Source organism: Ramlibacter cellulosilyticus (assembly GCF_014297465.1).
Lineage (GTDB): Bacteria > Pseudomonadota > Gammaproteobacteria > Burkholderiales > Burkholderiaceae_C > Ramlibacter > Ramlibacter cellulosilyticus.
Genome location: NZ_JACORT010000006.1, coordinates 39312 through 64492, shown reverse-complemented (window position 1 = coordinate 64492; position 25181 = coordinate 39312). Strand labels below are relative to the sequence as shown.

Genomic DNA, 25181 nt, shown 5'->3' with positions numbered 1-25181 from the left:
CCATTGAATTCCCCTCTTGGTCCTCCGACCGACGCCGTCCTTGGAACGCAGAGTAGGGGATTCAGAACACTTTGGATCGCGTGTGTCCAGAGCTCACAGCCACCGCGGTAGTACTGCGCACGGTCGCCAGGGGGTTCAGGCGCTCGGCGTCCAAGGGGAGCCGAATGCCCGTCAAGTATTCGTCTGCTCCGGCTGCACCCTCTCCGGCATCGCCTGCGTATCCTTCCCCTCCGCAAACGCCCCCGGCACCTCCATCCCGACGAGATAGCTCGTCATGCTCAACGACCCCAGCGTTCTCCCCTCCGCGAACGCCTGCGGCTTCTCCCCCGCAGCCGCAGCCATCCCCGCGATATACGCCAGCGGCAGGAAATGCTCCGCCGTCGGCACCGCCAGCGCGCAGTCCGGATCCTTCGCCACTTCCCCCAGTTCCGCCGGCCGGGTGGTCATGATGTCGCGCACATGCGCATCGAAGCGCTCCGCCCAGTCGAAGCCCCGATCGCCATACGCACGATTCATCATCCGCAGGTTGTGCACCACGTTCCCGCTGCCCACGACGAACACGCCGCGATCCCGCAGCGGTGACAGCATCGCGCCCAGCTCGATGTGATACGCGAGCGGCGCACCCGAATGGATGGACAGCTGCAGCACCGGGATGTCCGCCTGCGGAAACACATGCGCCAGCACCGACCATGTGCCGTGGTCCAGGCCCCAGCTGTCGTGGTCCAGGCCCAGGTAGGTCGTGGGCTTCAGCAGGTCGACGATCTCCTGCGCCAGCTGCGGGTCGCCTGGCGCCGGGTAGTCGAAGGCGAAGAGTTCCGGCGGGAAGCCGTAGAAGTCGTGGATGACGCGCGGCCTGGCCATCGCCGTCACCGCCGTGGTCGGCACGAACCAGTGCGCCGACACGCACAGCACCGCGCGCGGCCGCGGAACCGCCTGCCCCAGCGCGCGCCAGGCGCGCGTGAAGTCGTTCTGCTCCAGCGTGTTCATGGGCGAGCCGTGGCCGATGAAGGCCGCAGGCATGCGGGGAAGGGCGTTCATGGCGTGTGCTGCGTCAGGTCATGCAAGGGCCGGCTTTGCAGCTCCGGCGCCGGCGGCAGCCCGGTCGCCTGCAGGATCTCCTGCTCGCCCACCGTCTCCTTCTCCAGCAGCGCGCGCACCAGTCCATCGAGCGCGGCGCGGTGCTCGCGCAGCAGGCGCAGGGCCTGCTGGTGGCATTCCTGGATGATGCGCTGCACCTCGTCGTCGATCAGTTTCGCCGTCTCGTCGCTGAAGGGCTTCTCGCCGCCGAAGGCGCCGGCCTGGCCCAGGTAAGCATTGCCGCGCGGCGCGAGCTGCACCATGCCGATGGCTTCGCTCATGCCCCAGCGCGTCACCATGTTGCGGGCCAGATTCGTGGCCTGCTCGATGTCGTTTTCGGCGCCCGTCGTCTTGGTGCCGTACACCACTTCCTCCGCCGCGCGTCCGCCCAGCATGCCGATGATGCGCGCGCGCAGGTAGGCCTCGGGGTAGTTGTAGCGGTCGGTCTGCGGACGCTGGTAGGTGACGCCAAGCGCCTGCCCGCGCGGCACGATGCTCACGCGGTGCACGGGGTCGGCGCCCGGAACCACGAGGCCCAGGATGGCGTGGCCGCTCTCGTGGTACGCGATGCGTTCCTTGTCGTCCGGTGACAGCAGCAGCGGCCGCTCGGGGCCCAGCACGATCTTCTCCAGCGCGTCGAGGAAGTCCTTGTGGTGCACTTCCGTTTCGTCGCGGCGCGCCGCCAGCAGCGCGGCTTCGTTGACCAGGTTCTTGAGGTCGGCGCCGGAGAAGCCCGGCGTGGACTGTGCCAGTTCCTCCAGGTGCACGTCGGCGGCCAGCGGCACCTTGCGCACGTGCACCTTCAGGATGGCCTCGCGGCCCGCCTTGTCCGGCAGGTTCACCACCACGCGGCGGTCGAAGCGGCCGGGGCGCAGCAGTGCGCGGTCCAGTACGTCGGGCGTGTTGGTGGCGGCCAGCACGATGATGCCCTCGCGGCCGCTGAAGCCGTCCATCTCGGTCAGGATCTGCTGCAGCGTCTGCTCCTGCTCGCTCGCCCCGCCGATGGCCACCTGGCCGCGCGCGCGGCCGATGGCGTCGATCTCGTCGATGAAGATGATGGCCGGCGCGTTCTCGCGCGCCTGCTTGAAGAGGTCGCGCACGCGGGCCGCGCCCACGCCGACGATCATCTCCACGAACTCCGCGGCGCTCATGCTGAAGAACGGCACGCCCGCCTCGCCCGCCACCGCCTTCGCGAGCAGCGTCTTGCCGGTGCCGGGCGACCCGATCAGCAGCACGCCCTTGGGCGAGGTGCCGCCCAGGCGCGTGTACTTCTGCGGGTTCTTCAGGAACTCGACGATCTCCACCAGCTCGGTTTCGGCTTCGTCGATGCCGGCCACGTCCTCGAAGGTCACGCGGTTGGCGGCGTCGGCGTTGTCGTAGCGCTTGGCCTTGCTCCGCCCCAGGCCGAACACGCCGCCGCCCATGCCGCCCATGCCTCCTTGTTTCGCAGCGCGCCGGTACATCCAGACGTAGAAGCCGATGATCAGGATGGCGGGGCCGAAGCCATAGAGCAGCGTGGCGAGCAGGCTGCCCTGGTTGATCGGCACCGCACCGATTTCCACGCCGTGGTCGATGAGGAACCTCTCCAGGTCCTTGTCGAAGAAAGTGGGCAGCTCGGTGGTGAAGGTCGTCGCCGTGCGCGAGGGGCCGCGCGGCTCACCGGGGATGGGGCGCACGCGCGGCGCCTCGGGCTGGCCCGGTTGCGCGGCGGGCTTGGCCGGCGGCCAGGTCACCGCGTTCTTGAAGCGGCCCTCGATCGTGTTGCCGCGGCTGTAGATGGAGCTCACGTTGCCCGCGCCGGCCTGCTCGCGGAACTCGGTGTACGGCACCGTCACGGGCGCATCGCCCGGGAACAGATAGCTGCTGATCACCCAGTTCACCAGCAGCACCGCGGCGAAGAGCAGCCAGAAGCGCCTTGGCGGCATCGGCGTGCGCTGGACGTTGGGTTTGCCGGGCGGGTTGGTGCTGGTGTTCTGGCCGTTCATGGCTGGGCTGGAGATTTAACACCCCATCATGCCGCGCCTTGCCCTTCCGTGGGCGAGCGCGACTGGCGCGCATGCGCGTCGGCCAGCATCTCGCGCAGGGTGTGACGCTCGTGGATCATGGCGCGGTATTCCTCCGGGAGGGCGCGGACGGCCTTCTCCGCCGCCACCAGCGCCTCGTAGGCGGCCGCGCGGTCCGCGGCCGCGGCGTGCCTGGCGTCCAGCTCCTGCCACACGGCGAGGCGCCGGCGCAGGCGGCCCACGGCGGTCTTGGCCTTGCCGCGCGGGCTGAAGAGGGACAGCAGCACGGTCACGACCAGGATGCCGACGATCACCACCAGCGAGGTGATGGTGGTGATCTCCACCACGTTCACGGGGTTGCCGTCGTTGATGAAGGGCACGTTGTTCTCGTGCAGGGCGTGCAGCACCAGCTTGATGCCGATGAACGCCAGGATGGCGGCCAGGCCGTAGGAGAGGTACAGCAGGCGTTCCAGCAGGCCCTCGATCAGGAAGAACAGCTGGCGCAGGCCGAGCAGCGAGAAGGCCGTGGCCGTGAAGACGATGAAGACGTCCTGCGTCAGGCCGAAGATCGCCGGGATGGAGTCCAGCGCGAACAGGATGTCGGTGAGGCCCAGGGCGACGACCACCAGCACCATGGGCGTCATCACGCGCTTGCCGTCGCGCACGGTGAAGAGCTTGTCGCCGTCGTATTCGCAGCCTTCCGGCATCAGCTTGCGCGTCATGCGCAGCACGACGCCTTCGGACTCCTCGCCGTGCCGCTTGTCCTCGGGCACCATCATGTGCCCGGCCGTCATCAGCAGGATGATGCCGAAGATGTAGAACACCCAGGCGAAGTGCTCGATGAGCGCGGCGCCGACGAAGATGAAGCCCGCGCGCGCGACCAGGGCGATGACGATGCCGATGAGCAGCGCCTTCTGCTGGTCCTCGCGCGGCACCTTGAAGCTGTTCATGATCACGAGGAACACGAACACGTTGTCGACCGAGAGCGCCTTCTCCGTCAGGTAACCCGCGAAGTACTGGACGCCCAGCTCGCTGCCGCCGAAATACCAGACGGCGCCGCCGAAGGCGATGGCCACGCTGACGTACAGCGCCGACCAGCGCGCGGCCTCGCCGATGCCCGGCACGTGCGCCGCGCGGACGTGGAAGAAGTAGTCGTAGAGCAGCAGCCCCAGGATGAGGACGAGCGTGAGCTCCCAGGCGATGGGGGCGTGCGGCATGACGGGGTTCTCCGGCCGGTGGGTCGCGCCATCATGCCGGGGTTCCCGGCCGCGCGGGGCCGGGGCCGGTGCGCGTCAGAGATAGCGGCGCAAGGGCAGCATGCGGTTGGAGCCCGGGGCGCTTTCCACCGACCGCCAGTAGCAGCCCCGCGTGCCCGCCTGGTGCAGGTAGGCGAAGAACTGCACGCAGCCCTGCGCGTCGATTTCCATGACCGGATTCGAAAACCCGCCGGGTCCTTCCAGGATCTGCGGCTCGGTCCACCAGCGGCCGCCGACGGCGTCCTGCCGCCGGCAACGCACCACGCCGGACGGGTCGATCGTGAACAGCACCAGCCGCTGGTCGGGCGCCATCATCATGCAGGCGTCGGCCACCGGCTGGTCCACCAGGTCCCACCGCTCCCAGTGGCCGTCGGCCTCGTTGGAATGGCAGCAGTAGAGGCCCGAGAGGATGGTCTGCGCGAGCACGGTGAGCTTGCCGCCCGAATTGAGCGCGGAGAAGACGCGCTCCACCTTCTGCTCCGGCAGGGCCTGGATCACGTAAGGGTCGCGGCAATAGCCGCCCGGGTACTGCGTGAGGGCCCACACCTGCGCATCGGAGCCGATGTGCAGCACGATGACCGTGTCGTCCGCGCAATGGGTGACGGTCATGCTCGGCTTCGTGATGCCGGCGCCGCCCACCAGCCCCCAGCCGCCCCAGCCGGATCCATCGGCGCGCTGCCAGAGGTTGTACAGCTTGCCGTCGGTGCCGATGCCGAAGATGTCGAACCGCCGCCCCTGGTCCGATTGGGAAGCCTTCCAGGCGATGAGGGGGATCGCTTCGTTGATCGGGTCCGGCTGGCTCCACCCGCCCTGGGCGTCCTGCTGGCAGAGCCTGATGCCGCTGTCGCGCCCATTCCCGAAGGCTTGCGGGATTCCCTTCGCGTCGGGAACCACGACCACATGGTCCATGAGGGACGCGGCTTGCGACAGCGCGACCCAGGGCGCCCACGCCTGGCCCGCCAGGGGCTGGCGCAGCATGTACAGCCGGCCGTTGACCTGGTTCAGGAACAGTTGCAGCGACCTGTCCTGTGCGGGCATGCAGACCAGGCGGTCGTAGCCCTGGCTCGGGTCCGGCGAATGGTAGACGGTGGGGATCAACGCCCTGGCCTCCGCGTACTTGTCGGCCATCCAGGCCGCCCAGCTCCAGAGGATCGGGGCCGCCCAGCGGACCCGGTCACCGACGGCCGCGCCCGGACACAAGGCTTGCCAGACCGCTTCCAGCCAGGGGATCGCCGGCCAGGACGTCAGGTACGCGTAGTCCCCGTACTGCGCGATCTGGTGGTACAGCAAGGGGAACACGAATTCCTCCGGGACCGCGACGCCCGGGCGATCGGTGGCCAGGGCGAACCGCGGCGTGCCGTTCTGGCGCGCCTTGACCACCAGCCATTCGGGCGGGATCGTTTCCTCGCTGGACCACGCCGGCAGCCCCTCCAGGCCGGCACTCCGCAGGATGCGGTCGCCTGCTTCCGCCAGGGACACGCATTGCGTCGAAAAGGTCCGGGTCTGGTCGGGCCGGGGCGCAGGAACGTCCTCCAGGTAGATGTCGCTGAAGGAAGCGAACAGCGCGTCCACCATGCGCTGCCGCTCGGCAGGCGGGACGTCGTTCAGGCGGCGGCGCGGCATGGCGTTCCCTTCGCGGAGCGAAATTGCGAGTATGGATAGCGGCCGAGCTTCTTCAAGGCGTGCGGATGGGCGGTGCATGCGCGGACGCGCGCGAGCCCTTGATCCGGCGCATTGCGGCCGCCGCCGGGGGGCACTACCGTGGGGGCACTGCGTGAGAGGAGTTGCCGATGCGAATCGTCCTGAATGCGGCCGGCCTTGCCGCCGGCCTTCTGTGCGCCGCTGCCGCCGCGCAGCAGCCTCCGCCTCCCGCCGATCCCGCCTCCGTCGTGCGTGCGCCGCGGGTCGGCCCGGAGTACACGCCGGGATGGGACATGATGACCGACAAGGAGCGCCACGATTACCGCCAGCGCATGATCGCCGCGCCCACGCGCGCCGAATGCCAGCGCATGCGCGACGAGCAGGTCCGGCTGGCGGCCGAGCGCGCCCGCAGCCGCGGCATCAAGGACGTCCCGAATCCGCGGCTCGAAGCCTGCGAGTAGCGGCGCGCGCTGCGCGGGCGGTTAGCATGCGCGTTTGCCCCGTGCCGCCTGCCCATGAACCGACTGCGGGAGTTCCTCGCCCGTGAGCTGCGCGAGCTCGCCCGCATCAACGCGAGCAACCGGCCGTGGGAGATGCCGCTGGCCGCCGCGGCCGCGACCGCGCTGCCGGTCTTGATCGGCGCCGCCTTCGGCGAACTCGCCCATGGCCTGGCGGCTTCGCTGGGCGGCCTCGTCTTCCTGCACCTGCCGGGCACCGTGCTGTCGCACCGCATGGCGTGGCTGATGGCGTGCGCGTTCGGGCTGATCTCGAGCTATGCGCTGGGCGTGCTGAGCAACGTGTACGAGCCGCTCACGATCCCGGTGCTGGCCGTGATCGCCGCGGTGGTCACGATGGTGTGCCGCTTCTATGCGGTGCCGCCGCCGGGAAGCCTCTTCTTCGTGATGGCGGCGGCGATCGGGGCGTACACGCCTGCGTCGGGTGCGGCCACGGTGCTGCAGGTCGGGCTGGTGAGCCTGGGGTGCGTGCTCGCGGTGGGCATCGCGTTCCTCTACAGCCTGTACCTGTTGCGGCGACAGGCGCCGGGCGCTGCCCCAAAAGCGGTGCACGACTTCGACGTGGTGGTGACCGAGCCGGTGCTGATCGGCGCGTTCGTGGGCCTGTCCCTCGCGTTGGCGCAGGCCCTGCAGTTGCCGCGGCCTTACTGGGTGCCGGTGAGCTGCCTCGCGGTGATCCAGGGCGTGACCCTGCGGGCCGTGTGGACGCGGCAGGTGCAGCGCATCATCGGCACGGGGCTGGGGGTGTTGCTGTTCTGGGGGGTCGCGGCCCTGCCGCTGAATGCGTGGACCGTCGCGGTGGCGATCTTCACGCTGTCCTTCATCATCGAGACGCTGGTCGTGCGCCACTACGGGATGGCGGTCGTCTTCATCACGCCGCTGTCGATCCTGCTGGCGGAAGCCGCCCACCTGGGGAGCATCGACGCGCACGTGCTGATGCAGGCGCGGCTGCTGGATACCGTGCTGGGTTGCGTCGTCGGGTTGGCGGGCGGGGCCTGCCTGCACAGCGACGCCGTGCGGGGCAGGGCGGGCGCGCTGCTGCGCCGGATGGTGCCGCAGCGCGTGGGCTGAGCGGCGCCGTCAGGCGGCCTGCATCAGCTCCTTCTTCAGGCTGGATGCTTCGGCGTGCGCGCGCTGGATCGCCTGCTGCAGGCGCGGGTCGACGTTGCCGGCGCTGCGGCAGGCCTGCATCGCGCGGTCGGCGGTTTCCTCGAGCTGCAGGAGGTCCTGGCGCAGGCTGTCCTGCGTGGCGGACTGCTGTCCTTCGGTCGCGTGCTTGGCGGCGCTGGCCTGCGAGTGCAGGTTCGTCACGCACTCCTTCAGGTCCTGCGCCACTTGGCCGGCGTTCTGGCAGGCGCGCTTGGCGTCGTCAGCGGCTTGTTCGAGGGTGGCGATGCGCTGCTTCAGCTGTTGGTCTTGCATGGGTTCTCCTTGTTTGCGTGGAGGACCACTGTAGGAAGGGGCGTGCGTTGCGCGTGTAGTCAGTGCCGCAGGCGGGTCGTCGGACAGGGTGGGCGAGCCGTGGGATGACAAACGGGCTTTGGCGGTGGGGTTCGCTGCCGCTCACCTTCCGGCGCTGTCGCGCCGCCACCCTACGAATGCCGGAACCGGGATGTAGGGTGGCGCGGCGCCAGCCGCGGACGGTGAGCGCCAGCGAACCCCACCGCCCGCCCGCGGGTCAGCTCCGCGAACTGCGCGAACTGCTCGAACGCGAGCTGCTGCTGGCCCTCGGCTTGCTGCTCGAACGCGAACTGCTGGACTTCGATCCGCTGCTCGCCTTGGGCTTGCTGCTGCTGCTGGAACGCGAGCTGCTGGATTTGGAGCTGCTGCTGGCCTTGGGCTTGCTGCTGCTGGAACGCGAGCTGCTGGACTTCGAGCTGCTGCTGGCCTTGGGCTTGCTGCTGCTCGAACGCGAGCTGCTGGATTTGGAGCTGCTGCTTGCCTTGGGCTTGCTGCTGCTGGAACGCGAGCTGCTGGACTTCGAGCTGCTGCTCGCCTTGGGCTTGCTGCTGCTGCTCGAACGCGAGCTGCTGGACTTCGCACTGCTGCTTGCCTTCGGCTTGCTGCTGCTGCTCGATTTCGACCCGCTGCTCTTCGCACTCGCGCGGCTGGAGCTGCTGCGGGACTTGGATCCCGACTTGGAGCTGCTCGAGGTCTTCGTCTCGCCTTTCTCGGCGCGCTCCTTGTTCACCGTGCGCGCGGCGATCTCGGCGGCACGGCCCTTCTGGCCGCGCTTCTCGTAGCTTTCCTTGATGTGCTCGTACTGCCGTTCTTCCTTGGGCGTGGAACCTCTGGGCATGCTGTCTCCTTTCGCTGCTCCGCGCGACGGCGCGGCGCCACCACTCTAGGGCTGGGTGGCGGCCGCGCCTTGTAGGAGCACGCCGCCTCTAGGGCAGCACGGTGCTGTTCTGCGCCGACGTGATGTACGCCTGGGCGTCCGCATCGAGCAGCAGCCGCTGCGCCTTCAGCGCATTGGCGGCGGCGGTGACGGCAGCCACGTAGCCCGCCTTGTTCACGTAGCGCTCCTCCAGCGACAGGCGCGGATCCCCCGAGGCGACGCGCTGCGACAAGGTGGTGGCGAACGAGATCATCTGCCCCGATGCCTCGCAGCCATCCGGCCCGCCGAAGGCCGTCGCGCGCAGGCCCCAACCCGTGGTGGTGGCGATCGGCGCCGCCACCGGCGGCAGGCGCACGCCGGCGATCTCGTTGCCGTCCACATCCACTTTCGAGACGAAGGAGGGATACACCTTGCCGGTGGCGGTGGGTGGCTGCTTGTCGAGGATGCCGGAGGCGAAGCGCGATCCGAAGTCGAACAGGTTGCGCACCGTGACGAGACCCGTGTACTGCACGCCGGGGATGTTCGGCCAGCCGAGCGACGCTTGCGGCACCACGCCGATGCCCAGCGCGGACTGCGCCGTCGTCGTGGTGAACACGGCCGTGCCGTCGCTCCGGCGCGGCATCCTGCTGGCGGGCGGCGCGGTGCCGTCGATCCACTGGTCCATCGCGACGAAGAGGGCGCGCAGCGCCGGGTTCGGGTCCGTGTTGTTGCGGAACTGGGCGCAGGTGCCCGCGGAGTTCGTGGGCGAGCCGGTCACCGTGTGCTCCAGGCCGGAGAGCAGGTAGAAGCGGACGTTCTCCGGGTCGGCGATGTCGTTGCCGGCCGTGTCGGTGTGCACCAGCGAGCCCGCCTTCACCCAGTACTCGTTCGCCGAATTGACGGACATGATCTTCGGGCACGTGTTCGTCTGCTGGCAGCGCCGGTTGCGCCCGTCGGTCCTGCCGGTGAGCGTGTCGGTCAGCGTGTTGTACGCGAAGGGGAAGGGCGCCTCCGGATACAGGTGGTTCTGGCGGTTGCGCTCGGTGCGGCCCGGCTGCGCGAAGCGGTAGTTGAGGAAGATGCCGTTGCCCGCGGCGATCCAGTTCTCGACGCCGTCGAAGACCTTGCGGCCGCGGATGTCCTCGTTGAAGCCCAGCCACACGAAGTCGTTCATGTAGCGTCCCGGCTGCGAGACCGTGTAGCCCAGGACGCGCTTCACGTCACCGGCCACGGGATTGGCAGTGCCTTGCGCATCGACGGTGTTGTGGCGCAGCCAGGAGATGAAGTCCCGCGTCGCCGCGAAGCCGATGCCTGCGACGACAGGGTCGATCGCGGTGTACGTGAACTCGTAGATCGCGCTCTGCTTGAACGCCGTGCCGGCGGGCAGCAGCCGGATGGACATGTCGCTCGCGTACTCCCACCCGGTCGACGGCACCGTCACCGGCGTGTCGGCCAGGTGGTCGCGCACCGTCAGCGTGGCTTTCGTCTTGTCGAGGGTGGCTGCCTTGTACGACAGCGTTGCACTCTGCGTGGTCGCGTTGTCGAAGACGATGTACTCGTAGGAAGGCCCGGTGATCGAGGACCCGTCGGGGTTCTTCGCGACCGGCACGTTGATCGTCATGCTGCCGCCGCCCGAGGGCGCGGACGGGTCCCACCCGTTCCAGGCCATCGTGTAGCCCTGCTTCATCAGGAAGGCGCCGCCGGCGTGCGCCGCGGTGCTCGGGTCGTTGCCGCCGCTGGACTGGTTGAACGCGCCGAACAGCTTGCCGCCCCTGTTGTTCACCTCGACGAACAGCTTGTGGTTCCCCTTCGCCAGGTCGGTGGGCTTGAGGATGTAGATGTCCATCGAATACTCGATGCGGCCGCGCGCGTTGCGGGGCGCGAGCACGAGGTCGGTGATCACCTGGTTGCGCGGATCGTTCGGGTCGATCTCGCCGTAGGCCTTGCCGACCAGCTTCTCGTACGTGCCCACGCTGCCGAAGGACGTGCCGTCGAAGGTGGTCGCGCGGGACGTGATCTCGATCTTCTGGATGCCGGCGGGCGCCAGGTCCGGCGGCCGGATGTCGATCCCGCTCCCGCCGCCGCCGCATGCGGCGAGGGCCAGGAGCGATGCTGCCGCGCCGGCGCGGACGAAGTTTCTCGGTTCCACTGTTGTCTCCTTCGTTGGGGAATCGCGCGCTGCGGACCACTATCCGCCTGCGGTGCATGCGCCGAACGAGGGAAAGCACGGAGCGGCCGCGCGCGCCTGCACACGGCCGAGTTCGAAACGAGAACCTTGGTCTTCGCGTGTCAGCGCGCCAGGTAGCCGCCGTCCACGGGGTAGTACGCGCCGGTCACGAAAGATGCCGCGGGCGAGCTCAGCCAGAGCACCAGTTCCGCCACTTCCTCCGGCGTGCCGAGCCGGCCCATCGGATGCAAGGCCGTGAGCTGCTGCGCCGTCGCGGCATCCTGCTCGAGGCCCGCGATCATCGGCGTGTGGATGAACGCGGGACCGACGGCGTTGATGCGCACGCCTTGCGCCCCGTATTCCACTGCCGCCGTCTTCGTGAGTCCCAGCACGCCGTGCTTCGCAGCGACGTACGCCGGTGCATTGGCGAAACCCACCGCGCCCAGGATCGAGGCCATGTTGACGATCGCGCCGCCGCCGGCCTTCAGCATCTGCGGGATCTGGTACTTCATGCAGTAGAAGACGCCCGAGAGGTTGATGCCGATCACGCGCTCCCAGCCCTCGAGAGGGTAGTCCGCGGTGGGCGCGAGATCGCCGCCGATGCCGGCGTTGTTGCACGCGATGTCCAGCCGTCCGTATTGCTGGATCGTGCGCGCGACCAGCGCTTCGCAATCCGCGGCGCGCGAGACGTCGGCGTTCACGTAGAGGGCATTGCCGCCGGTCTTGCGGAGGAGGGCGACCGTTTCCTCGCCGCCGGCCGTGTTCACGTCGGAGACGACGACCTTGGCGCCGGCGCGCGCATACGCGAGCGCGATGGCACGGCCGATCCCGGACGACCCGCCGGTGACGATGGTGACCTTGTCTTTCAGCATGGTGCGGGCTCCTTGCAGGCACTGTAGGAGCCGCGGCGGCGACGGCGATTGAGCCAGCGCAAGTGCCGCAGACCTTCACCCCAACGCCCTGCCGGGAGGGGAGGGAGGAAGGCCGGCCTCGTCGTCCGCCGGCACGAACATGTAGCCCGCGTCGCGCGCCGTGCGGATCACGCGCGGCTCGGCGTCCGGTACTGGTGCGACTGGTAGCCCGAGCCGCACCGAGCTGCGGGGCATCACCGCGTAATGCGGCAAGGGGGTGTCGTGCTTGCGCGCGGCGCCCCCGCGGCGCGGGTCAAGGCGTCGTGATGCCTCCGTACTCCGATTCCTCGGGGAGGCGCCTCGGTCCGGATGGCAAGTCGTGCGTGATCCGGATGCTTCCGTCCGGCGTCATGCGGATTCCGCTACCGAGGTCGAGGTCCGGCAGCGCCTCCACGGCGTCGGTTGGCCCGATGGCCAGCAGCAGGCCAGAGAACAGGACGACGGCGAGGACGACCGCGAGGACGAGCGTGCGGCGTGAGGACGGGAATCGCATGGCGTGCTCCGCAGGTACTGCAAGAACATCCTTGGGGTGGTGTGCGGCCATCCCGCCGGCAGCCGCAACCAGGCGGCCGGCACGACGAAGGAGGCTTCGTCAGCCGGCCCACTGTATGCCCCCTGGTGATGGGCCACAAGCAGCGCGCCCGCACAGCCGTCGGATGGGGGCCGCGCAACAAAAAGCGGCGCTACCTTTCGAGTAGCGCCGCTGCGTGCGGTGACGGAAGAGATGGAGTGGTGGGTCCTGTAGGATTCGAACCTACGACCTACGGATTAAGAGTCCGCTGCTCTACCAACTGAGCTAAGAACCCACTGTCGAAAAGAGTTGTGGTGGAGAGGAGGAGGATCGAACTCCCGACCTTCGCATTGCGAACGCGACGCTCTCCCAGCTGAGCTACCCCCCCACAACGAACGTTATTGTAGCAAAAGCCGCGCAGCCTTTTTTGCGCCGTCGCGACTCATCGCAGCCCGTTGCGCGACGCGAGCTCCACGAACAGGCCGGAATGGTCCAGGTCGGTGAGCCCGTGCTCGGCGGCCTGGGCGTACAGGCGCTCGAAGAGGCCGGTGATCGGCGCGTCGAAGCCGACTTCCTCCGCGGTGGCCAGGGCGTTGCGCATGTCCTTCAGCTGCACGGCGATCTTGGCGCGCGGGGCGAAGTCGCGCTCCACCATGCGCTGGCCGTGCAGTTGCAGGATGCGGCTGTCGGCGAAGCCGCCGGTGATGGCCTCGCGCACCTTCGCCATGTCGGCGCCGCCCTTGGCGCAGAGCAGCAGCGCCTCGGCGACGGCGCCGATGGTGATGCCCACGATCATCTGGTTGGCCAGCTTGGCGAGTTCGCCGGCGCCCGAGGGCCCGACGTGGGTGGCGCGCCCGAACACCTGGAACACGCCCTTGGCCCGCTCGTAGTCGGCCGCCTTGCCGCCGACCATGATGGCCAGGGTGCCGTTTTCCGCGCCGACCGTGCCGCCGGAGACGGGCGCATCGAGCTGCTGCACGCCGCGCTCGGCCAGCCGGGCCGCGTGGTCGCGTGCTTCCTTCGGCTGGATGGAGGCCATGTCGATGAAGAGCGTGCCCGGGCGCATGGCGTCCGCCGTTCCCTGCCGGAAGAGGACGTCCTCGATCACCGGCCCGTTCTCCAGCATGCAGACCACGATCTCCGCCCCGCGCACGGCGTCGGCGGCGCTGGCATGCACCTTCGCGCCGAAGGGCAGCAGCCGGTCCGCCTTGTCGCGGCTGCGGTTCCACGCATGCACCACGTGCCCCGCTTCGCAGAGGCGGCGCGCCATCGGGAAGCCCATGAGCCCGGTGCCGAGCACGGCGATCTGCATGGTGTGTCTCCGGAAAAGGAATGGGCCGCCATCATGGCGGCCCGGCCCGGGGAGCGCCTGTCACGCGGCTTTCAGCTGCGGGGCGGCGAATTGGGCTTCCAGCTCGCGGCGGATGCGGTACGCGTGGGTGGTGGTGTCCATGGCCACGTCCGACCAGCTCAGGCTCTGGCCCTTCTTCACCGGGCGCACCACCTTCACGTCGTGCGCCAGGCCGAGCGGCACCCCGCCCATGCGCACCGAGGCGTCCGCCGGCAGCAGCTTGCCCCACACCGTGTAGCCGCCTTCGCCGTCGAGGATCTCGCCCGGCTGCAGGTCGCGCTTGGCGGTGGCCACCACGTCGGCGTTCCAGCAGGTCGCCACGCCCGTGGCTTCGCCGCGCAGCGCGACGCTCGCCACCGACAGGCCCACCTCCAGGCCGATCAGGTGCCAGCGCTTGTACAGCGTGAAGTAGCGGCCGCTCGGGTCCGTGTGCGCCTTGTATTCCTCGAAGCAGTTCTTGATGTACTCCGTCTCCGCTTCCACGGTGACCCACACGCCCATGCGGATCTCGTAGGGGATCTCGCGGCCGTCGGTCTCCAGCGAGGAGATCACCTCCACCATGCCCTTGCGCTCCAGCACGCCGCCTTCGCTGCGCGGGCGGGTGACGTACGGGATGTCGGCGATGCTGGCGGGCGGGTAGAGGAGGCCGTCGCTCGGCACGGTCAGGCCGGTGGCGTTGGCGACGGCGGTGCTTTCGATGGAGGGCTTGGAGCCGTCCAGGAAGCTGTTGAACATCTTCGGGTTGAGTCCGCCGCGCTTCGCCTGCTCCGGCGTCAGGCCCCAGTTGTTCCACACGGTCTCGGGCGTGGATTCGCTGAAGTGCGGCAGCCACTTGTGGCCGCGGCCCGCCGCCACGACGGGGAAGCCGCAGGTGCGCGCCCAGTCCACCAGGTCGCAGATCAGGGCCGGCTGGTCGCCGAAGGCGAGCGAATAGACGACGCCGGCCTCGGCCGCCTTGCGCGCGAGCAGCGGGCCGCAGAAGGCATCGGCTTCCACCGTCACGTTCACCACGTGCTTGCGGTTCGCGAAGGCTTCCAGGCAGTGGTCGACGGCCGCGATCGGGTGGCCCGTGCATTCCACCACCACGTCGATGGCGGGATGGCGCACCAGCGCCTGCCAGTCGGTGCCCACGTGCGTGGCGCCGGTCTTGAGCGCTTCTTCCAGCGAGGCGGCCTGCGTGCGCTCCGGCTTCCAGCCCACCCGGGCGAGGTTGGCCCTGGCGTTGTCCGGCGAGAGGTCGGCAATGCCCGCCAGGTGCACGCCCGGCGTGCGCGGCACCTGCGCGAGGTACATGGAGCCGAACTTGCCGGCGCCGATCAGCGCCACGCGGATCGGCTTGCCTTCGGCCTGGCGTTGCAGGAGTTTCGCGTGCAGGGACATGGTCAGGCGGCCTTCTTCAGTTGGTCGAACGGTTCGGAGGTGGTGGCGAGCGCGCTGGCGGGCATGCCGTTCTTCCACGGCACGTCCACGGGGTAGGGCTGCAGCAGGCAGTCGTCCGGCAGGCAGGCGATGGGCGTGAAGTCGCGGTGCGCGATGTACTCCGGCCGCTTGAAGCGCCGGATGTGGTTGGACACGGCGCACAGGCTCAGGTAGACGCTCACGCGGTTCCACGGCGACAGGTTGCTGCTGGAGGCGTGCACCAGGCAGCTATGGAACAGGATCATGGAACCGGCGGGGCCCTTGGGGCTGACGATGCCGCCGTCCTTGCCGCCGGCCCGCTCGACGAGCTTCGCGATGAGCTCGTTGTCGACCGTCCACAGCGGGTAGCTGGTGGTCGTGAGGTCGTGCTTCGCTTCCACCACGCCCTTCTTGTGGCTGCCCGGGATGAACATCAGCGGGCCATTGAACTCGTTGACGTCGTCCAGGAAGATCGCGACGTTCATCGCACGCTCGGTGGGCATCATGTCGTCGTTCAGCCAGGTGCCGTAGTCCTGGTGCCACTGCCAGACGTCGCCCTCGAAAGCCATCTTCCCGTTGATCTTGAACTGGTGCATGTAGACCTCCTCGTCGAAGAGGTCCATCACCGGCTGCACCATGCGCGGGTGGCGCGCGAGCCGGGCGAAGGGCTCGCTGGTCAGGTGCGCGGCGAAGTTGGTGCGCACCGCGTCGCTGCCTTTTTCGCGCACGTTGTAGGCCTCGCGGCGGGCATACAGGTCCGGCACGGCGTCCGTCAGCGTGCGCGTCTCTTCCGGCGTGAACAGGCCGGGGAAGAACAGGTAGCCGTCGCGGTCGAACTGTTCCAGCTGCTGCGGGGTGAGTCTCACGTCTGTCTCCTGGGGTCGTTGGTGGGGGCGCTCTGGAGGACCTGCTCCAGCCGCTCCGCGAGGGTGCGGCTGGCCTGCAGGCTGTGGTCTTCGATGAGGCGGGCCGCGCGTTCGCCGTCGCCGGCCGCGATGGCATCGGCAATGCGCTGGTGTTCGTCCCACACCGCTTCGCGCTGGCCCATCTCCTGCAGCACCGCGCCCATCACGCGCTTGAGGTGCCGCCAGTGCAGCTGGGCGCTTTCGCCGATGAGGGGGTTGCCCGCCGCTTCGTAGATCGCGCGGTGGAAGCCCAGGTCGGCTTCGATCATGGCGGCGACGTCGTCGCTGCGCGCGGCGGCGCGGCCGGCGGCGATCACCTCGTCCGGCATGCGGTAACGCCGCTGCGCCGCCAGGCGGGCGGCCAGCGCGTCGAGGGCGCCGCGCACCTGGTAGATGTTGCGGATCGCTACCGTGTCGAGCGGCGCCACCTGCAATCCTCGGCCCGGGGCATCCTGCACGAAGCCGTCCTTCTTGAGCAGGCGCAGGGCCTGCAGGACGGGCTGGCGCGACACTGCCAGTTGCTGCGCGATCTCCTCCTGGGTGATGCGCGTGCCGGGTGCGAGGGTGCCGCCGCTGATCGCGTCCAGCAGGCTGCGGTAGACACGGTCGACCAGGTCCGGGGCTGCTTCGAGCTGAAGGAGTTGCGCAGGCATGTTCCGTACACTGTATACAGAACACAATGAGGAAACCGCCAAAAACCTCACCGACTGTATGTGACAAGTTGTGTCAACATGTTGCGAACTGCTGAGGTGGGAATGGAGAACAAGCGGGACGGAGCGTGGCACGACGCCATGTACAACAACCGGGACCGGGTGCCGGAGCACCCGGCCATCCTGGCGCGCTGGGCTGGAGATTCGGCCCAGGCACGGGCGGAGGGCCCGTGCGAACTGGACATCGCCTATGGCCGGGAGCCCGGCGAGCGGCTGGACGTCTTCCCGGCACCGAACGGCGATGCGCCGGTGCTGGTGTTCGTGCACGGGGGCTACTGGCGGGCGCTGGACAAGGCGGACCACTCCTTCGTGGCGCCGGCCTTCACGCGCGACGGTGCGTGCGTCGTGGTGCCGAACTACGCGCTGGCGCCGGCGGTCACCATTCCCCAGATCACGCTGCAGGTGGCGCGCGCGGTCGCGTGGACCTGGCACCACATCGGTCGCTACGGCGGCGACCGCCGGCGCATCGTCGTGGCAGGCCATTCGGCCGGCGGCCAGCTCGCGGCCATGATGCTGGCCTGCCTGTGGCAGCAGCTCGATCCGGCCCTGCCGCGCGACGTGGTGCGGGGCGCGCTGGCGATCTCGGCGCTGCACGACCTGGAGCCCATCATGAACACGCCGTTCCTGCAGGGCGCGCTGCGCCTCACGCCGGAGCAGGTGCAGCAGGCGAGCCCGGCGCGCTTGCCGGCGCCGCGGCAGGGCACGCTGTATTCCGTGGCCGGCGCGGGTGAAACGGCCGAATACCACCGCCAGAACCGGCTGATCCAGGACGCGTGGGGCCTGCGCCGCGTGCCGGTGTGCGAGCTGGTGCCGGGGAGGAATCACTTCACCGTGCTGGATGCGCTGGTGGAGCCGAAGCACAGGGTGCACCAGCTGGCGCTGGATCTGTTGCGGGATTGAGGTCCGATGCTGGGGTGCGCTTCGCGCCCGCAACCCAGCCTACCGGTGCGGCCCGCGCGCAGTCCGTAGGCTGGGTTGCGCGAAGCGCACCCCAGAAACGAAAAGGGCGCCCGCGGCGCCCTTCTTCTTTCACATCAGCAGGTGCTCCCCCGCGTTGTCCCCCCCGAGGATCACGTAGTTCACCTTCTTGATGTCCGCCAGCTTCGTGCCGCCGGCATAGCTGATCGAGCTCTGCAGGTCTTCCTGCATCTCGCGCAGCGTGTCCGCCAGCTTGCCCTTCACCGGCTCGAGGATGCGCTTGCCCTCGACGTGCTTGTACTCGCCCTTGTTGAAGTCCGAGGCGCTGCCGTAGTACTCCTTGTACAGGCGGCCGTCCACTTCCACCGTCGCGCCGGGCGATTCCTCGTGGCCGGCCAGCATCGAGCCGATCATGACCATCGTCGCGCCGAAGCGGATGCTCTTGGCGATGTCGCCGTGCTCGCGGATGCCGCCGTCGGCGATGATGGGCTTGGTCGCCACGCGGGCGCACCACTTCAGCGCCGACAGCTGCCAGCCACCCGTGCCGAAGCCGGTCTTCATGCGCGTGATGCACACCTTGCCCGGGCCGATGCCCACCTTGGTCGCGTCCGCGCCCCAGTTCTCCAGGTCGATGATCGCTTCCGGCGTGCCCACGTTGCCCGCGATCACGAACGAAGAAGGCAGCTTCTTCTTCAGGTGGTAGATCATGTTCTTCACCGTGTCGGCGTGGCCGTGCGCGATGTCGATCGTGACGAACTCCGGGACCAGGCCTTCGGCGGCGAGCTTGTCCACCGTCTCGTAGTCGGCCTGTTTCACGCCCACGGAGATCGAGGCGAACGCGCCCGCTTCCTTCATGCGGCGGACGAACTTCACGTTGTCCAGGTCGAAGCGATGCATGACGTAGAAGTAGCCGTTCTGCGCCAGCCACAGCGCCACGTTCTCGTCCAGCACCGTCTTCATGTTGGCCGGCACGACCGGCAGCTTGAAGCGGCGGCCGCCGAATTCGATGGAGGGGTCGCACTCCGAGCGGCTTTCCACGCGGCACTTGCGCGGCAGCAGCAGGACTTTGTCGTAGTCGAAGATTTCCATTTCCAGGCTCCGGAAACTGTTGTTGAACAGGTGAGCGCTTGGACTGGGACCCGGCGTCGTTCGCGGGGCAGGCCCGCAACGAAAAACCGGGCCACAAATGCTTGGGCCCGGTGATTGATTCTAAGCGGGCCCGCTTACCCGGAACATGCGGTCCGGCTGATAGCCCTGATACGCCCACGTGAATCGGCGAGCACCGCCACCAGCCTCAGCCGCTCCGGCTTCGCCCCGTCGTGGATCTGCATCGCGCGGCCGTCGGCGTGCCCCTTCGCCGGCTGCGACCAGTCGGGGCGGAACACGTTGCGCACCAGGTGGCGCTCCACGGGGCTGCCCTCGGTGCCGGCGGGCAGCTGCTCCACCAGCAGCAGCCAGGCTTGCCACGGGCCGCGGCCGGCGGATTTCAGCTCGATGGACGTGCCGATGTAGTCGTTGAAGGCGTCGCCTTGTGCCAGGCGCAGGCCCACCGCAGCGCCTTGTCGCCGACCGAAGACGGCGTCGCTCCCTTGCGGCGCGCTCCGGCCGAGCGTGGCAAGGCGCTCCGTCGCTTCGTCCAGCGCCACCGCGGCCAGCGGAGCGTCGTCCCCGCGGGTTCCGGGCACCACCCAGTCGATCGCGAAGCTGCCCGCCGCCGGCTCCGGCGTGGCGCGGTCGCGCCAGCAGTCCGCGCAATCGGCGCTCACGAAGCGCTCCAGCAGGGCGCCGGGCTGGGCGACGCCATCGCTGGTGCAGAGCGCCTGCGCCGCGAGGGGCAGCGCGAGGAGGAGGGCAGGGACGAGGCGGGCTGGCACGGCAGTTCGGATCGTGGGCGGGGCCGGTCGGTTCCCGGCCGCCTTTCTACAATGCCACATGTTCCCAGAAGCCGCCGCCGACTCGCCCCTGCTGCAGTCCCTCAACCCCGAGCAGAAAGCGGCCGTCACCCTCCCGGCCGAGCACGCACTCATCCTCGCCGGCGCCGGGTCCGGCAAGACGCGCGTGCTCACCACCCGCATCGCCTGGCTGCTGGCCACGGGCCAGATCGGCCCGGGCAACGTCATGGCCGTCACGTTCACCAACAAGGCGGCCAAGGAGATGATGACCCGCCTCACGGCCATGCTGCCGGTGAACGTGCGCGGCATGTGGATCGGCACCTTCCACGGCCTGTGCAACCGCTTCCTGCGTGCGCACTGGAAGCTCGCCAACCTGCCCGCCACCTTCCAGATCCTGGACACGCAGGACCAGCTCTCGTCCATCAAGCGGCTGATGAAGCAGCACAACGTGGACGAGGAGCGCTTCCCCGCCAAGGAGCTGCAGTGGTTTATCGCGGGCGCCAAGGAGGAAGGCCTGCGGCCCAACATGGTGGAGGTGCGGACCGAGGACGACCGCCGCAAGGCCGAGATCTACCAGCTGTACGAGGAGCAGTGCCAGCGCGAAGGCGTGGTCGACTTCGCCGAGCTCATGCTGCGCAGCTACGAGCTGCTGCGCGACAACGACGCGATCCGCGAGCACTACCGCCGCCGCTTCCACCACATCCTGGTCGACGAGTTCCAGGACACCAACAAGCTGCAGTACGCCTGGCTGAAGATGTTCGCCGGCGGGAACAACGCGGTCTTCGCCGTGGGCGACGACGACCAGAGCATCTACGCCTTCCGCGGCGCCCGCGTGGGCAACATGGCGGACTTCGTGCGCGAGTTCGACGTGCGCCACCAGATCAAGCTGGAGCAGAACTACCGCAGCTTCAGCAACATCCTCGATTCCGCCAACGCGCTGATCGCACACAACAAGACGCGCCTGGGCAAGAACCTGCGCACCGACCAGGGCCCGGGCGAGCCGGTGCGCGTGTACGAGGCGCCCACCGACATGGCCGAGGCGCAGTGGATGGTGGAGGAGATCCGCAACCTGTACCGCGAGGGCGTGCCCCGGCACGAGATCGCGGTGCTCTATCGCAGCAACGCGCAGTCGCGGGTGATCGAGACCTCGCTGTTCAACGCCGCGGTGCCTTACCGCGTGTACGGCGGCCTGCGCTTCTTCGAGCGCGCCGAGATCAAGCACGCGCTGTCCTACCTGCGCCTGCTCGAGAACCCGAACGACGACACGAGCTTCATCCGCGTGGTGAACTTCCCCGCGCGCGGCATCGGCGCGCGCACCATCGAGCAGCTGCAGGACGCGGCACGCGCGTCGGGCTCCTCTCTGCACGACGCGGTGAAGGCGACCACCGGCAAGGCCGGGGCCAACCTGGCCGCCTTCGTGCAGAAGATCGACGCCATGCGTGCCGAGACCGAAGGGCTCACGCTGCGCGAGATCATCGAGGTGATGTTGCAGCGCAGCGGCCTCGTGGAGCACTACCGCGCCGAGCGCGACGGCGCCGACCGCATCGAGAACCTGGAGGAACTGGTCAACGCCGCCGAGAGCTTCGTCACGCAGGAAGGCTTCGGCCGCGACGCGGTGGCGCTGCCCATCGACGAACTCGGCGCCAACGTGCTGCGCCAGTCCCCCGCCAGCCAGGGCCTGGACCCGAGCCTGCCGGAGGTGAACGAACCGGCGCCCGACTACGTGCCGCCGGATGCGGAGACGGGCGAGACGCTGTCGCCGCTCGCGGCCTTCCTCACGCACGCGGCGCTGGAGTCCGGCGACAACCAGGCGCAGGCCGGGCAGGACGCCGTGCAGCTCATGACGGTGCACGCCGCCAAGGGGCTGGAGTTCGACTGCGTCTTCGTCACCGGCCTGGAGGAGGGCTTGTTCCCCAGCGAACGCTCGCTCGCCGACTACGAGGGGCTGGAGGAGGAGCGCCGCCTGATGTACGTCGCGATCACGCGCGCGCGCAAGCGGCTGTACCTCAGCTACTCGCAGACGCGCCTGCTGCACGGGCAGACCCGCTACAACGTCAAGAGCCGCTTCTTCGACGAGCTGCCCGAGGGCGCGCTCAAGTGGCTGACGCCCAGGAACCAGAGCTTCGGCGGATCGGCCTTCGGCTTCGGCATGGGCTATCCGACCTCACGTTCCGGCAACTCGATGGCCACGGGCTACGGGCGCGACCGCACGGAGACCTTCGCCAGCCCGCCCGTGCCGCAGCAGAAGGCGGAGCCGGCGCACGGGCTGAAGCAGGGCATGAAGGTGTTCCACACCAAGTTCGGCGAGGGCACGGTGCTGACGATCGAGGGATCGGGACCGGACGCCCGCGCCCACATCAACTTCCCCCGCCACGGCCAGAAGTGGCTGGCGCTGGCGGTGGCGAAGCTGACGCCGGTTACCTAGCGAGGTGCCACTCCGGCTCGCGCAGCGCCTTCAGGAAGTCGTAGGCCGCCTGCAGGCAACCGTGGCGCGCCGCCCATTCCAGCTGCTCCTCGAAGCACATCCGCTTGGCCAGCGGCGGCGTCGCGGCCCAGGCGGAGCCCAGGAGCGGTTCGGCGGGGAGGGTGGCGCCGCGGGCGTGCTCCTTGAGGAGCGCGAAGAACTCCAGCCAGCGGGAGGGCTGCGGGCAGACGCGGTCGTCCTTGCGCGCGAGCGCCATCGCCTCGTAGACGCTCACCTCCATCGGTGCGAGGGCCAGGGGCTCCGGGCGCGCGGGCCGCACGCTGGCGAGCGGCATGGGCTCCGTCTCGGCGTAGGCGCTCTCCTCCCAGGGCGGCACCATCGGCAGGGTGGACTGGGGCTCCGTGTCCGGGAAGTCCTTGCGCTTGCCCCACAACGACTTGTTCATTTCGCTCACCTCCCTCGTGGCGGGCGGAATGGTAACAAAGGCTTACACGGGCGGGCAAAACCGGGCGTCGGCTGGGCCTTGGGCGGTGGGGTTCGCGGGCGCTCACCTTCCGGCGCTGGCGCGCCGCCACCCTACAAATGCTGGCGCTGTCGCGCCGCAACCGTACCAATGCTGGCGCCGTCCCCGAACAGAAGGCACAGCCGAGCCTCGGACAGCCCACCGCGTGCGCGTCAGCGCACCAGCGGATGCGGCGGGTGGTTCTCTTCCATGTACCCCGCCCCGTCCTTCACGCCCTTGCGCCCCAGCTCCTGCCAGCGCGTGGGCTGTCCCAGCAGCGCCGCGACCAGCTCCACTTCCTCGTCGGAGTGGTTGATCGCGCCCGCGGGCGTCAGCAGGCGGCCGTCGCGCGGCGCGACCTCCGCCCAGAAGGACTGGTGGTAGTCGGAGCGCGACACCGTCCGGTCCCGTCCCGCCACGAGTTCCACCGTGCCGTAGCAGTTGCAGAAGTAGCTGCGCCCGTCCTCGCGCACTTCCGTGTACACGCCGGTGCCGCGGATTCCTGCCGTGAGCGTCGGCGTGACGATCTGGCGCGACGGGCCCTTGCTCCACACGCTCACGATCGCGCCGGTCAGCAGCCGCAGGACGCTGACGGCCGACAGCGTGTCGCCGCGCTCCACCACGAAGCGGGAGTTCTGGCGCACCAGGAACGAGGAGTTGCCCATCACGAACACCAGGTGCCCGTCGGGCCCGGTCTCGATGCGGTCCCCGGTCTGGATGTACTGGTCCCGCCGCAGTTGCGCGCCGTTGACGAAGGCGTCGCCCCGCAGGTCCACGACGTTGCTGCGCTGCTGCGCCATGGCCGCGCCCCAGCCCCCCAACGCGGTCCAGGCGGCCGCCGCCTGCAGGAAGCCGCGGCGGCGGTACCAGAGCAGTTCGTCCTCGGTGCGTCCTTGCAGGGTGTGCTGGCTCATGGCGTGCTTTCTCCTTCCGGTGGGGCCGCGACCTCGCCCTCGCCGTCGGCGCGGAAGCTGTCGCGGAACGTGAAGTAGAGCGAGGTGGAGAACATCGCCACCAGGATCAGCACCGTGGGCATCATGATGCTGCGGGCGACCGCGAGGCCCCCCAGCATCATCCCGACGGTGCTGACGAAGAAGCCGATGGCCATGAACACGGCCAGCCAGGCCAGGCTGTACACGACGAAGGCGCCGAAGTTGCGGAAGCACGCGACCGCGCTGAAGAACAGGCTCTTCGCGGGCGCGACGCCATGCCAGTGCACGAGCGCCGGCGCGTGCCAGAACAGCACCACCAGCGGGATGTGCAGCAGCAGCACGAGCAGCGTGCGCGCGTCCACCTGCGGCGCGGCATCCACGGCGGTGGCGGCGGATTCCCCCACCACCAGCGCGCCCAGCACGCTCGCGAGCACCGAGCCCGCGGTGTAGATGACGCCCAGCACCAGCATGGCGCGGGCGCGCTGGCGGCCGGCGCGGAAGGCGCTGACCAGCACGGTGGGCATGGGGAAGCGCCCCGCCGCCGCTTCCGCGGTGGCCGCCATCAGGCCGAGCGTCGCTGCCGGCACCAGCATGGCGCCGAGGACGGGCCCGACCACGGGCAGCTGCGAGATCACCAGCACCACCGCCATGTACATGAAGAACAGGCCGGTCAAGGCCAGGGGCTGCTTCAGGAAGGTCTTCACACCGAGTTTCACCCACTCGATGCCGGTACGCGCGGGAACGATGTTCAGTTTCACGGCGTGTGTCGCGCCCCGTTCACAGGCCAGCGGCGGAGACCGGGTGGCGCACCCGTTCCCGCAGCACGCGCTCGAAATGGGAGGGGTCGTGCGGGTTCAGCAGCGAGGCCTCGCGCGGCAGGTGGAAGTCCCAGAGGCGGGAGATCCAGAAGCGCAGCGCCCCGGCGCGCAGCATGGCCGGCAGCAACTGGCGTTCGGCGGCGGACAGCGGGCGCACCGAGGCGTACGCCTCCACGAAGGCGCGGGCCCGCTCGGGGTGGTGCACGCCGGTGGGCAGGTCGATCGCCCAGTCGTTGAGGCACACCGCCAGGTCGAACAGCCAGGTGTCCACGCCGGCGAAGTAGAAGTCGAAGAAGCCGGTCAGCCGGTCGCCGTCGAACATCACGTTGTCGCGGAACAGGTCGGCATGGACCGGCCCGCGGGGCAGGGCGGCATAGGCGGAGGTGGCGGCCACGTGGTTCTGGAAGGCCAGCTCGCCGCGCAGCAGGGCGGCCTGCTCGGCGCTCACGAACGGCAGCACCACGGGCACGGTCTCGTTCCACCACGCCAGGCCGCGCAGGTTGGGCTGGCGCCGGCCGTAGTCGCGGCCGGCCAGGTGCATGCGGGCGAGCATGGCGCCCACCTGCGCGCAGTGGTCCGGGCCCGGCGCCAGTTCGTGCTTGCCTTCCAGCTTGTTCACCAGCGCCGCGGGCTTGCCGCAGACCGTGTGCAGGATCTCGCCGTTGCGGTCCGCCGCCGGGTCCGGCACGGGGATGCCATGCTGCGCCAGGTGCTTCATCAGGTACAGGTAGAAGGGCAGCTGTTCGGCCGTGAGGCGCTCGAACAGCGTCAGCACGAACTCGCGCGTGCCCAGCACGTCCCGCACGGTGACGAAGTAGTTGGTGTTCTCGATGCCGCTCTGGATGCCGCGCAGCTCGGCGAGCTCGCCCAGGTTGAGGGCGCGCAGCAGCGCGGTGGCCTCGTCCTGCGAGACTTCGGTGAAGACCGCCATC

At 69.2% G+C, this 25181-nt stretch carries 23 protein-coding genes and 2 tRNA genes; 5 read left to right on the top strand and 20 right to left on the bottom strand.

What is annotated here, in order from left to right; translation table 11 throughout:
* Nucleotides 1-171 precede the first annotated feature (171 nt).
* The 4 genes from ygiD to H8N03_RS14830 all read right to left on the bottom strand — a co-directional run bounded on the left by ygiD (nucleotide 172) and on the right by H8N03_RS14830 (nucleotide 5959).
* On the bottom strand, nucleotides 172-1038 hold the full coding sequence (ygiD, locus tag H8N03_RS14845; protein ID WP_222623003.1) for a 4,5-DOPA-extradiol-dioxygenase: 867 nt from the start codon (nucleotides 1036-1038) through the stop codon (nucleotides 172-174).
* Nucleotides 1035-3062: an ATP-dependent zinc metalloprotease FtsH gene (gene ftsH, locus H8N03_RS14840; protein WP_187076978.1), complete on the bottom strand. Its 2028-nt coding sequence runs from the start codon at nucleotides 3060-3062 to the stop codon at nucleotides 1035-1037. Before ftsH ends, ygiD begins: the two co-directional genes overlap by 4 nt.
* A gap of 26 nt (nucleotides 3063-3088) precedes the next feature.
* Nucleotides 3089-4297, bottom strand: a complete 1209-nt coding sequence (locus tag H8N03_RS14835) for a TerC family protein (protein WP_187076977.1) — start codon at nucleotides 4295-4297, stop codon at nucleotides 3089-3091.
* Nucleotides 4298-4372: 75 nt separating this feature from the next.
* Nucleotides 4373-5959: a DUF8189 domain-containing protein gene (locus H8N03_RS14830; protein WP_187076976.1), complete on the bottom strand. Its 1587-nt coding sequence runs from the start codon at nucleotides 5957-5959 to the stop codon at nucleotides 4373-4375.
* 167 nt (nucleotides 5960-6126) lie between these two features.
* Between H8N03_RS14830 and H8N03_RS14825 the strand changes: the two genes are divergently transcribed.
* Complete coding sequence (locus H8N03_RS14825) at nucleotides 6127-6438, top strand: hypothetical protein (protein WP_187076975.1); 312 nt, start codon at nucleotides 6127-6129, stop codon at nucleotides 6436-6438.
* Between the two features lie 54 nt (nucleotides 6439-6492).
* Nucleotides 6493-7563: an FUSC family protein gene (locus tag H8N03_RS14820; RefSeq protein ID WP_187076974.1), complete on the top strand. Its 1071-nt coding sequence runs from the start codon at nucleotides 6493-6495 to the stop codon at nucleotides 7561-7563.
* A 9-nt stretch (nucleotides 7564-7572) separates the two neighbouring features.
* On the opposite strand, the gene H8N03_RS14815 is transcribed toward H8N03_RS14820, so the two are convergent.
* A complete protein-coding gene (locus H8N03_RS14815; RefSeq protein ID WP_187076973.1) occupies nucleotides 7573-7914 on the bottom strand; it encodes a hypothetical protein in 342 nt (113 codons plus the stop codon).
* Between the two features lie 221 nt (nucleotides 7915-8135).
* On the opposite strand from H8N03_RS14815, the gene H8N03_RS14810 reads away from it, so the two are divergent.
* Nucleotides 8136-8735 carry a hypothetical protein gene (locus H8N03_RS14810; protein WP_187076972.1) on the top strand — a complete coding sequence of 200 codons (600 nt, stop codon included), beginning with the start codon at nucleotides 8136-8138 and terminating at the stop codon, nucleotides 8733-8735.
* A gap of 144 nt (nucleotides 8736-8879) precedes the next feature.
* Here the strand turns inward: H8N03_RS14810 and H8N03_RS14805 are convergent, their stop codons facing one another.
* The 9 genes from H8N03_RS14805 to H8N03_RS14765 all read right to left on the bottom strand — a co-directional run bounded on the left by H8N03_RS14805 (nucleotide 8880) and on the right by H8N03_RS14765 (nucleotide 16705).
* Nucleotides 8880-10958 (bottom strand): alpha/beta hydrolase domain-containing protein, encoded by a 2079-nt coding sequence (locus tag H8N03_RS14805; protein ID WP_187076971.1) that lies wholly within the window; start codon nucleotides 10956-10958, stop codon nucleotides 8880-8882.
* Between the two features lie 140 nt (nucleotides 10959-11098).
* Complete coding sequence (locus H8N03_RS14800; protein WP_187076970.1) at nucleotides 11099-11848, bottom strand: SDR family oxidoreductase; 750 nt, start codon at nucleotides 11846-11848, stop codon at nucleotides 11099-11101.
* A 292-nt stretch (nucleotides 11849-12140) separates the two neighbouring features.
* Nucleotides 12141-12380, bottom strand: a complete 240-nt coding sequence (locus H8N03_RS14795) for a hypothetical protein (protein WP_187076969.1) — start codon at nucleotides 12378-12380, stop codon at nucleotides 12141-12143.
* 237 nt (nucleotides 12381-12617) lie between these two features.
* Nucleotides 12618-12693 (bottom strand) — tRNA-Lys (locus tag H8N03_RS14790).
* A 17-nt stretch (nucleotides 12694-12710) separates the two neighbouring features.
* A tRNA-Ala gene (locus tag H8N03_RS14785) sits at nucleotides 12711-12786 on the bottom strand.
* Between the two features lie 54 nt (nucleotides 12787-12840).
* Nucleotides 12841-13710 (bottom strand): NAD(P)-dependent oxidoreductase, encoded by an 870-nt coding sequence (locus tag H8N03_RS14780; protein ID WP_187076968.1) that lies wholly within the window; start codon nucleotides 13708-13710, stop codon nucleotides 12841-12843.
* A gap of 60 nt (nucleotides 13711-13770) precedes the next feature.
* The gene (locus tag H8N03_RS14775) at nucleotides 13771-15129 is read right to left on the bottom strand and encodes an NAD(P)H-dependent oxidoreductase (RefSeq protein ID WP_187076967.1); all 1359 of its coding nucleotides are present in this window, start codon (nucleotides 15127-15129) and stop codon (nucleotides 13771-13773) included.
* 2 nt (nucleotides 15130-15131) lie between these two features.
* On the bottom strand, nucleotides 15132-16013 hold the full coding sequence (locus H8N03_RS14770) for a phytanoyl-CoA dioxygenase family protein (RefSeq protein WP_187076966.1): 882 nt from the start codon (nucleotides 16011-16013) through the stop codon (nucleotides 15132-15134).
* Nucleotides 16010-16705 carry a GntR family transcriptional regulator gene (locus H8N03_RS14765; RefSeq protein WP_187076965.1) on the bottom strand — a complete coding sequence of 232 codons (696 nt, stop codon included), beginning with the start codon at nucleotides 16703-16705 and terminating at the stop codon, nucleotides 16010-16012. The genes H8N03_RS14770 and H8N03_RS14765 overlap by 4 nt, the downstream gene beginning before the upstream one ends.
* A gap of 102 nt (nucleotides 16706-16807) precedes the next feature.
* Here H8N03_RS14765 and H8N03_RS14760 point away from each other — a divergent pair, with 102 nt between their 5' ends.
* Entirely contained in the window at nucleotides 16808-17662 is an 855-nt protein-coding gene (locus H8N03_RS14760) for an alpha/beta hydrolase (RefSeq protein ID WP_255428226.1), read from the top strand.
* Nucleotides 17663-17791: 129 nt separating this feature from the next.
* Here H8N03_RS14760 and H8N03_RS14755 read toward each other — a convergent pair whose 3' ends face one another.
* Both H8N03_RS14755 and H8N03_RS14750 read right to left on the bottom strand, forming a co-directional pair.
* The gene (locus tag H8N03_RS14755) at nucleotides 17792-18769 is read right to left on the bottom strand and encodes a GMP reductase (RefSeq protein WP_187076963.1); all 978 of its coding nucleotides are present in this window, start codon (nucleotides 18767-18769) and stop codon (nucleotides 17792-17794) included.
* A 134-nt stretch (nucleotides 18770-18903) separates the two neighbouring features.
* A complete protein-coding gene (locus H8N03_RS14750; RefSeq protein WP_354005132.1) occupies nucleotides 18904-19554 on the bottom strand; it encodes a hypothetical protein in 651 nt (216 codons plus the stop codon).
* Nucleotides 19555-19612: 58 nt separating this feature from the next.
* On the opposite strand from H8N03_RS14750, the gene H8N03_RS14745 reads away from it, so the two are divergent.
* Nucleotides 19613-21997 carry a UvrD-helicase domain-containing protein gene (locus tag H8N03_RS14745; protein ID WP_187076962.1) on the top strand — a complete coding sequence of 795 codons (2385 nt, stop codon included), beginning with the start codon at nucleotides 19613-19615 and terminating at the stop codon, nucleotides 21995-21997.
* Here H8N03_RS14745 and H8N03_RS14740 read toward each other — a convergent pair.
* From H8N03_RS14740 to H8N03_RS14725, 4 genes are all read right to left on the bottom strand, one after another.
* On the bottom strand, nucleotides 21990-22442 hold the full coding sequence (locus H8N03_RS14740) for a hypothetical protein (protein ID WP_187076961.1): 453 nt from the start codon (nucleotides 22440-22442) through the stop codon (nucleotides 21990-21992). The genes H8N03_RS14745 and H8N03_RS14740 overlap by 8 nt on opposite strands.
* A gap of 230 nt (nucleotides 22443-22672) precedes the next feature.
* Nucleotides 22673-23413 (bottom strand): FecR family protein, encoded by a 741-nt coding sequence (locus H8N03_RS14735; RefSeq protein ID WP_187076960.1) that lies wholly within the window; start codon nucleotides 23411-23413, stop codon nucleotides 22673-22675.
* Nucleotides 23410-24189 (bottom strand): BPSS1780 family membrane protein, encoded by a 780-nt coding sequence (locus tag H8N03_RS14730; protein WP_187076959.1) that lies wholly within the window; start codon nucleotides 24187-24189, stop codon nucleotides 23410-23412. The genes H8N03_RS14735 and H8N03_RS14730 overlap by 4 nt, the downstream gene beginning before the upstream one ends.
* Before the next feature lie 19 nt (nucleotides 24190-24208).
* Nucleotides 24209-25180 carry a homoserine kinase gene (locus H8N03_RS14725; protein ID WP_187076958.1) on the bottom strand — a complete coding sequence of 324 codons (972 nt, stop codon included), beginning with the start codon at nucleotides 25178-25180 and terminating at the stop codon, nucleotides 24209-24211.
* Nucleotide 25181: the final 1 nt, after the last annotated feature.